General features: G+C 74.2%; 5 protein-coding genes and 1 pseudogene. 1 reads left to right on the plus strand and 5 read right to left on the minus strand.

The window, feature by feature from the left end:
* Positions 1-8 precede the first annotated feature (8 nt).
* Positions 9-1,223 carry a threonine--tRNA ligase gene (thrS, locus tag ACOJTC_RS31530; protein ID WP_420119614.1) on the minus strand — a complete coding sequence of 405 codons (1,215 nt, stop codon included), beginning with the start codon at positions 1,221-1,223 and terminating at the stop codon, positions 9-11.
* 557 nt (positions 1,224-1,780) lie between these two features.
* Positions 1,781-3,184 (minus strand): NAD(P)H-quinone dehydrogenase, encoded by a 1,404-nt coding sequence (locus ACOJTC_RS31535; protein ID WP_204927453.1) that lies wholly within the window; start codon positions 3,182-3,184, stop codon positions 1,781-1,783.
* Positions 3,185-3,290: 106 nt separating this feature from the next.
* On the opposite strand from ACOJTC_RS31535, the gene ACOJTC_RS31540 reads away from it, so the two are divergent.
* A complete protein-coding gene (locus ACOJTC_RS31540) occupies positions 3,291-3,746 on the plus strand; it encodes a gamma-glutamylcyclotransferase (protein WP_067304651.1) in 456 nt (151 codons plus the stop codon).
* A 123-nt stretch (positions 3,747-3,869) separates the two neighbouring features.
* On the opposite strand, the gene ACOJTC_RS31545 is transcribed toward ACOJTC_RS31540, so the two are convergent.
* From ACOJTC_RS31545 to ACOJTC_RS31555, 3 genes and pseudogenes are all read right to left on the minus strand, one after another.
* Entirely contained in the window at positions 3,870-4,826 is a 957-nt protein-coding gene (locus ACOJTC_RS31545) for a GNAT family N-acetyltransferase (RefSeq protein ID WP_420119615.1), read from the minus strand.
* Between the two features lie 166 nt (positions 4,827-4,992).
* Entirely contained in the window at positions 4,993-5,742 is a 750-nt protein-coding gene (locus ACOJTC_RS31550; RefSeq protein ID WP_204927451.1) for an SCO6745 family protein, read from the minus strand.
* A gap of 31 nt (positions 5,743-5,773) precedes the next feature.
* A pseudogene (locus ACOJTC_RS31555) lies at positions 5,774-6,119 on the minus strand (hypothetical protein); the annotation flags it as partial.

The raw sequence follows: 6,119 nt of genomic DNA on the forward strand, positions 1-6,119 counted from the left end.
CCGCACCGTCAGCCGGCGGGAAGCAGTTGCGCCGAGCGGGCCGCCACCACCGCGCCGATCAGCCGCACCGCGTCCGCCGCCGGCATCGGGTCGAGGCTGCGGCCGTCGCGCAGCCGCAGGGCCACCGCGTCGTCGGCGGCCTCCCGGGCACCGACCACCCCGACGTACGGCACCCGGCGGCGGGCCGCGTCGCGGACCCGGGCACCCAGCGAGCCGCCCGCGTCCACCTCGACCCGCAGCCCGGCGTCGATCGCCCGCCGGGCCACCCGGGCCACCGCGTCGGCCTGCCCGGCGTCGACCGGCAGGAGCAGCAGCTGCACCGGGGCGTACCAGGGCGGGAAGGCACCCTCGTGCGCCTCGATCAGGTAGGCGAACAGCCGCTCCATGCTCCCGACCAGGCTGCGGTGCACCAGCACCGGCCGTTGCCGGACACCCGCCGCATCGGTGTACGACAGGTCGAACTTCTCCGGCTTGTCGAAGTCGATCTGCACGGTGGAGATGGTCGACTCCCGGCCGGCCGCGTCGACCACCTGGATGTCGATCTTCGGGCCGTAGAAGGCGGCCTCGCCGGGCGACTCCACGTGGTCCACCCCGTCGAGGGCGGCCCGCAGCAGCTCCTCGGCCCGTGCCCAGGACGCGTCGTCGCCGACGTACCTCGCGCCGGGCCCGCGCAGCGACAGCCGGAACCCGGCCGGGCGGACGCCGAGCGCCGCGTGCGCCTGGCGGATCAGCCGCAGGATCTCCCGGACCTCGTCGCCGACCTGGTCGAGGGTGCAGAAGTTGTGCGCGTCGTTGAGCGAGATCGCCCGCACCCGGGCCAGCCCGCCGAGCACCCCGGACCGTTCCGCCCGGTACATCCCGCCCAGCTCGCCGACGCGCAGCGGCAACTCCCGGTAGGAGCGGCCCCGGGCCCGGTAGACCAGGGCGTGGTGCGGGCAGAGCGCCGGCCGGAGCAGCAACTCGTCGTCGCCCATCCGCATCGGTGGGAACATCTCGTCGGCGAAGTGGCCGAGGTGCCCGGAGAGCGCGAACAACTCGCGCCTGCCCAGCGGCGGGGAGTACACGTGCTGGTAGCCGGCCCGGCGTTCCAGCTCGCGGACGTACTCCTCGACGGCGTGCCGGGCCGCCGCGCCGGCCGGCAGCCAGATCGGCAGCCCGGCGCCCGCCAGCGGGTCGGAGACGAACAGGTCCAGTTCGCGGCCGAGCCTACGGTGGTCGATCATGTCGCGCTCCTTGATCGGGTACGACCCGGAGGCGACCGTGCCCGCAACGCCACGAGGCCCCGGGCGGATCGCCCGGGGCCTCGTCGACGGAAGACGTCAGTGCGGCACGCCGGGATCTCCCGGCGTCGTGGTCACCACAGCACTGCGCATGCGGTCACCGTACGACCTCCGCAATGACCCGGGCGAGCGCATTTTTCAGCGCTTCCCGACGCGGGAGCACGCTGGACCGTGACATGCGTACCCGTCGTGGTGGCGGTGCGGGAAAGGGGGAGGGTCGCCGGCACGGGACCTGCCGGCGACCCTCGGCGGCCCGCTCGTCAGGAACGGGGGACCCGACGGTGTGGGGGCCGCGTACTCAACGGTACGCCGACGCCTTCCGCTTCGCCGTCCCCCTCCCGCCGGCCGCGCTGGACGGCACCCGCCGTGCGGCAGGCGGCACATCACCCCGGCACACGCAGCCATGTGGTCACCGGGCTGATGTAGCGGTATCCCGCCCCTCCGATACCGCTACCTCGGCCCACGTGCGCCACTACCGACGCCCGACCCGGGTCAGGGGGTCATTCGAGTTCGTGAAGCATGAGCTGACGGGCGGCCTCGGTGATCGAACCGGACAGGCTCGGGTAGATCGTGATGGTCTGGGCCAACTCGTTGACGGTGAGGTTGTTCTCGATCGCCATGGTGATCGGCAGGATCAGCTCACTGGCCTTGGGAGCCACCACCACGCCGCCCACCACCTGGCCGGTGGACGGGCGGCAGAACAGCTTGACGAAGCCGTCCGCCAGGTCGTCCATCTTCGCGCGGGCGTTACCGGTCAGCGGCAACATCACCTGGCGGGCCAGGGTACGGCCGGCGTCCGCCTCATCCTGGGAGACGCCGACGGTGGCCAGTTCCGGGTCGGTGAAGACGTTCGCGGCGACGGTACGCAGCCGCAACGGCCGGACCGCCTCACCGAGGGCGTGCCACATCGCGATCCGGCCCTGCATGGCGGCGACGCTGGCCAGCGGCAGGACCCCGGTGCAGTCGCCGGCGGCGTAGATGCCGGGGACGTTGGTACGCGACACCCGGTCGACCGTGACGTAACCGCCCTTGGCCAGCTCGACGCCGTACTCGGCGAGGCCGAGGTCGGCGGTGTTCGGGATCGAGCCGACGGCGATCAGGGCGTGCGAACCGGTCACCACCCGGCCGTCGGAGAGGACCACCTCGACGCCGTCGCCGACGCGTCGGACCGCGTCCGCCCGGGAGTTGTTGAGGATGGTCATGCCCCGGCTGCGGAAGACGTGCTCGATGGCCATCGCCGCGTCGGCGTCCTCGTGCGGCATCACCCGGTCCCGGCTGGACACCAGGGTCACCTCGACCCCCATCGCCAGGTAGGCGCTGGCGAACTCGGCCCCGGTGACGCCGGAACCCACCACGATCAGGTGGGCGGGCAGCTCGGGCAGGTCGTACACCTGCCGCCAGGTGAGGATGCGTTCCCCGTCGGGCAGCGCGGTGGGGAGCTGACGCGGGGTGGCGCCGGTGGCGACCAGCACGGTGGAGGCGTCGATCGCGTACTCCGCGCCGCCGTCGGCGGGGGTGACGACGACCCGGTGGGTGTGACCGAGAGTGTCCTCACCCATCCGGGCGGTGCCCGCGACGAAGGTCACGCCCGCCTTGATCAGCTTCGCGTGGATGTCGGCGGACTGGGCCAGGGCGAGCCGCTTCACCCGCGCGTGCACGGCCGGCGCGTCGACCGTGACCGCCTCCAGGCCGTCGGAGTGGATGCCGAACTCGTCGGTGTCCCGGTAGCCGGTCACCACCTCCGAGCTGGCGATGAAGGTCTTCGACGGGACGCAGTCGGAGAGCACGCACGCCCCTCCCGCGCCCTCGGCCTCCACCACGGTGACGTCGGCGTCCAGCTGGGCGGCGACCAGGGCCGCCTCGTAGCCGGCCGGCCCCCCGCCGATGATCACGATGTGGCTCACAGCCCTCGCCCTTCCTCGGTGCTCACAGTGACTTTCTTCTCCCGAACCCGTCCGACACGCACTGTCGTATTCTCCCCCACCCGTTCGCCGGGCTATCGTCATCGCCGTGCGTCACTACGCGGCCTACGGCTCAAACCTGGACCCCGCCCGGATGCGGGCCTACTGCCCGCATTCGCCCATGGTGGGCGTCGGCTGGCTGGAGGGGTGGCGGCTGACCTTCGCCGGTGAGGACGTGATCGGCTGGGAGGGTTCCGTCAGCACCGTGGTGGAGTCCCCGGGTGACCGGGTCTTCGTGGCGCTGTACGACATCGACCCGTACGACGCCGCCCAGCTCGACGAGCTGGAGGGCGTCACCGCCGGCACGTACCGCAAACTCACCGTGCGGGTCTCGACGCTGGACGGGGACGTGACCGCCTGGGTGTACGTCTTCGACGGCTACGAGGGCGGCCTGCCGACCGCCTGGTACCTGTCGGAGATCGCCAACGCCGCCGAGAAGGCGGGCGCGCCCGACGACTACGTCTCCGAGCTGCGGTCCCGCCCCACCGGCACCGCCTCGGCGTAACGCGTATCGCACCCGTCCAGTGTGCTCCCGGCGGCGGGGCCACCAGACGGCGACCCCGCCGGGCGTCACCCGGCCCACACCGGGCCGCCCGACGGTGACCGGCCCGCACCCGGGCCGGTCCGCTCAGGCGGCGGGCACGCTGCGCTCGTACAGGTCGATCCAACGGGTCTCGTGCAGCCCGACCGACCGGTAGAGGGTGACCGGGGTGGTCGGGTTGGCCAGGTCGAAGCCGAGCCCGGCGTGTCCCCGGCCCTTGGCCGCGTAGACCGCGAACGCCCGTCGCAGCAGCGCCGCACCCACCCCGCGCCGCCGGTACGCGGGCAGCACCGACAGCGTGCGTACCCAGCCCATGTCCTGCTCCAGCGCCTGGTCCGACGAGTTGAGCGCGCCGGCCGGCTCGCCGTCGACCTCGGCGATGAACCACTCGTCCCAGACCCGCCCGCCGTCGGTGAGCCGGTCCCGCCAGCCCTCGAACCCGGCCGGCTCGTAGTCCGGGGTGTCCCGGAAGGCGGTGTCGTGGATGTGGTGGAACAGCCGCAGGTCAGCCTCGTCACCGGCCCGCACCGGCCGGACGGTCACCCCGGGCGGGGGCGGCGGCTCGGAGGGCAGGTCGGCCAGGGACCGGCTCATCCGCACGTACCGTTTGGCCCGGGTGAACCCGGCGGCGGTCAGCTCGCCGGCCCAGCGGGTCTCCGGCGCGCAGACGGCGGCGCGGACGGTCAGCGCGGGCCGGCCCCGCTCGGTGGCGCGTTCGGCGACCCGGTGCAGCATCCGGTCGAGCAGCACGGCCCGCAGCGCCGTCGCCCGCTCCGGGTCGACGAAGACGTCGAGTTGTTCGCGGCCCACCCCGGTCGGGTTGTCGACCACGCTCCAGCCGACCACCCGATGATCAGGATCGGTCAGTACCCAGGAGTCGTGCTGCGGGTCGAAGAACGGCGCGGTCAGCGCGGCCCGGACGTCGTCGGCGTCGAAGTCGGGGTAACCGATGGCGAACGTGTCGGCGGCGTGCACCACGGCGAGCAGCGCGGGCACGTCGTCCAGGGTGGGGCGGCGGGCGGTCCAACCGGCGGGAAGTGTCACGCCGCAGATCCTGGCAGCCCCGCCCGCCACCCCGCCGCCGATTTTCCGGGCCACCGGCCGGTCACGCCGGTACCGGGCCCGGCCACCGGCTGACCGGGCGGGCCGGGCCGCGTCAGACCGGCCAGCGCCAGACCGGGCCGCCGTCCGACCGGACCCGGTCGGCGGGTCAGCCGTCCGCGTCGGCGCGCAGCCGGGCCCGTACGTCGGTGAGTAACTCGATCAGCTCCCGGCCCTCCGCCGGACGCAGCGCCCGGAACCCGGCCGCGGCCAACCGGTCGGTCACCGCCTCGGCCCAGAGCCGACGCCGCACCAGCGGTCCGACCGGCGGATACGGCGGGGACCACCCGCAGGCCGCCGCCCCGGCCTCCCCCTCCGGCCCGGCCAGCACCGCCTCCAGCGGGGTCATCCCGGCGGCCCGTACGGCGAGTAGGTAGGCCCCGGTGAAGTGTTCCCGCAGCAGGAGCAGCGCCACGGCGGCCCGGGCACCCTCGGCGTGCGCGGGCAGCGGCATCGCCCGCCAGGCGGCGAACAGCGGCATGCCCGTCGCGTCGGCGGCGGCCACCACCCGTTCCAGCAGGGCGGTCAGCCGGGGTGTGCCGGGCAGGTCGTCGAGATGCTGGGCACCCCACCGGCAGCACTCGGTCAGGTGGGCGGTGGCCACCTCCAACGGCCGGACCACCCGCACGGCGGTGTCCCATCCGTCGGCGACCGCCTCCGGGGCGAGGAAGCCGAGCGCCGCCGCCACCGTCTCGGCCCGGATGTCGCCCAGTGCGCCGGCCCGCCCGGTGACGTAGAACGCCCAGCCCGGGATGCCCATCGTCCTGGCCCGGCGCAGGGTCCCCGGGCAGCGGGTGAACAACTCCCCCAGTTCCAGCACGGCGGGTTTGCTCCCGGCGGCCACCTGCTCCGGCGTCATCCCGCACGCCCGCAACACGCATTCATCGCGTTCAGTCTGCCTCCTCACCGCCCGCCGTGGGGTCCGCCTCCTCGGCATCCACCGCCTCGATCGCGCCCTGCACCTCACCGGTGCGGCGGCGGGCCACGGTCAGCGTCCGCTCGGCCGCCCGGCGGGCCAGTTTCGCCCGGCTCAGCTCCTGTTCGGCGACGGCCCGACGACGCTCCAGTTCGGCCAGTTCCCCCTCGATCCGGTCGAGCGCCGCGACGCTGTCCCGCTCGGCCGTCGTCGTGCCGTCCAGGTCCCGTTCGGCCTGCCGCTGGGCGGCCCGCGCGGCCGTCAGCTCCCGGTCCAGGGCGCGGCGGCGCTTCGCCCGTTCGGCCCGCGCGGCCCGCGCC

The sequence above is a fragment of the Micromonospora sp. genome, from assembly GCF_048594385.1.
Classification (GTDB): domain Bacteria; phylum Actinomycetota; class Actinomycetes; order Mycobacteriales; family Micromonosporaceae; genus Micromonospora; species Micromonospora wenchangensis.

Excerpts from the sequence above, each read along its gene's own strand:
- thrS (WP_420119614.1), bottom strand. The coding sequence starts at position 1,223 with ATGATCGACCACCGTAGGCTCGGCCGCGAACTGGACCTGTTCGTCTCC.
- ACOJTC_RS31550 (WP_204927451.1), bottom strand. The coding sequence starts at position 5,742 with ATGACGCCGGAGCAGGTGGCCGCCGGGAGCAAACCCGCCGTGCTGGAA.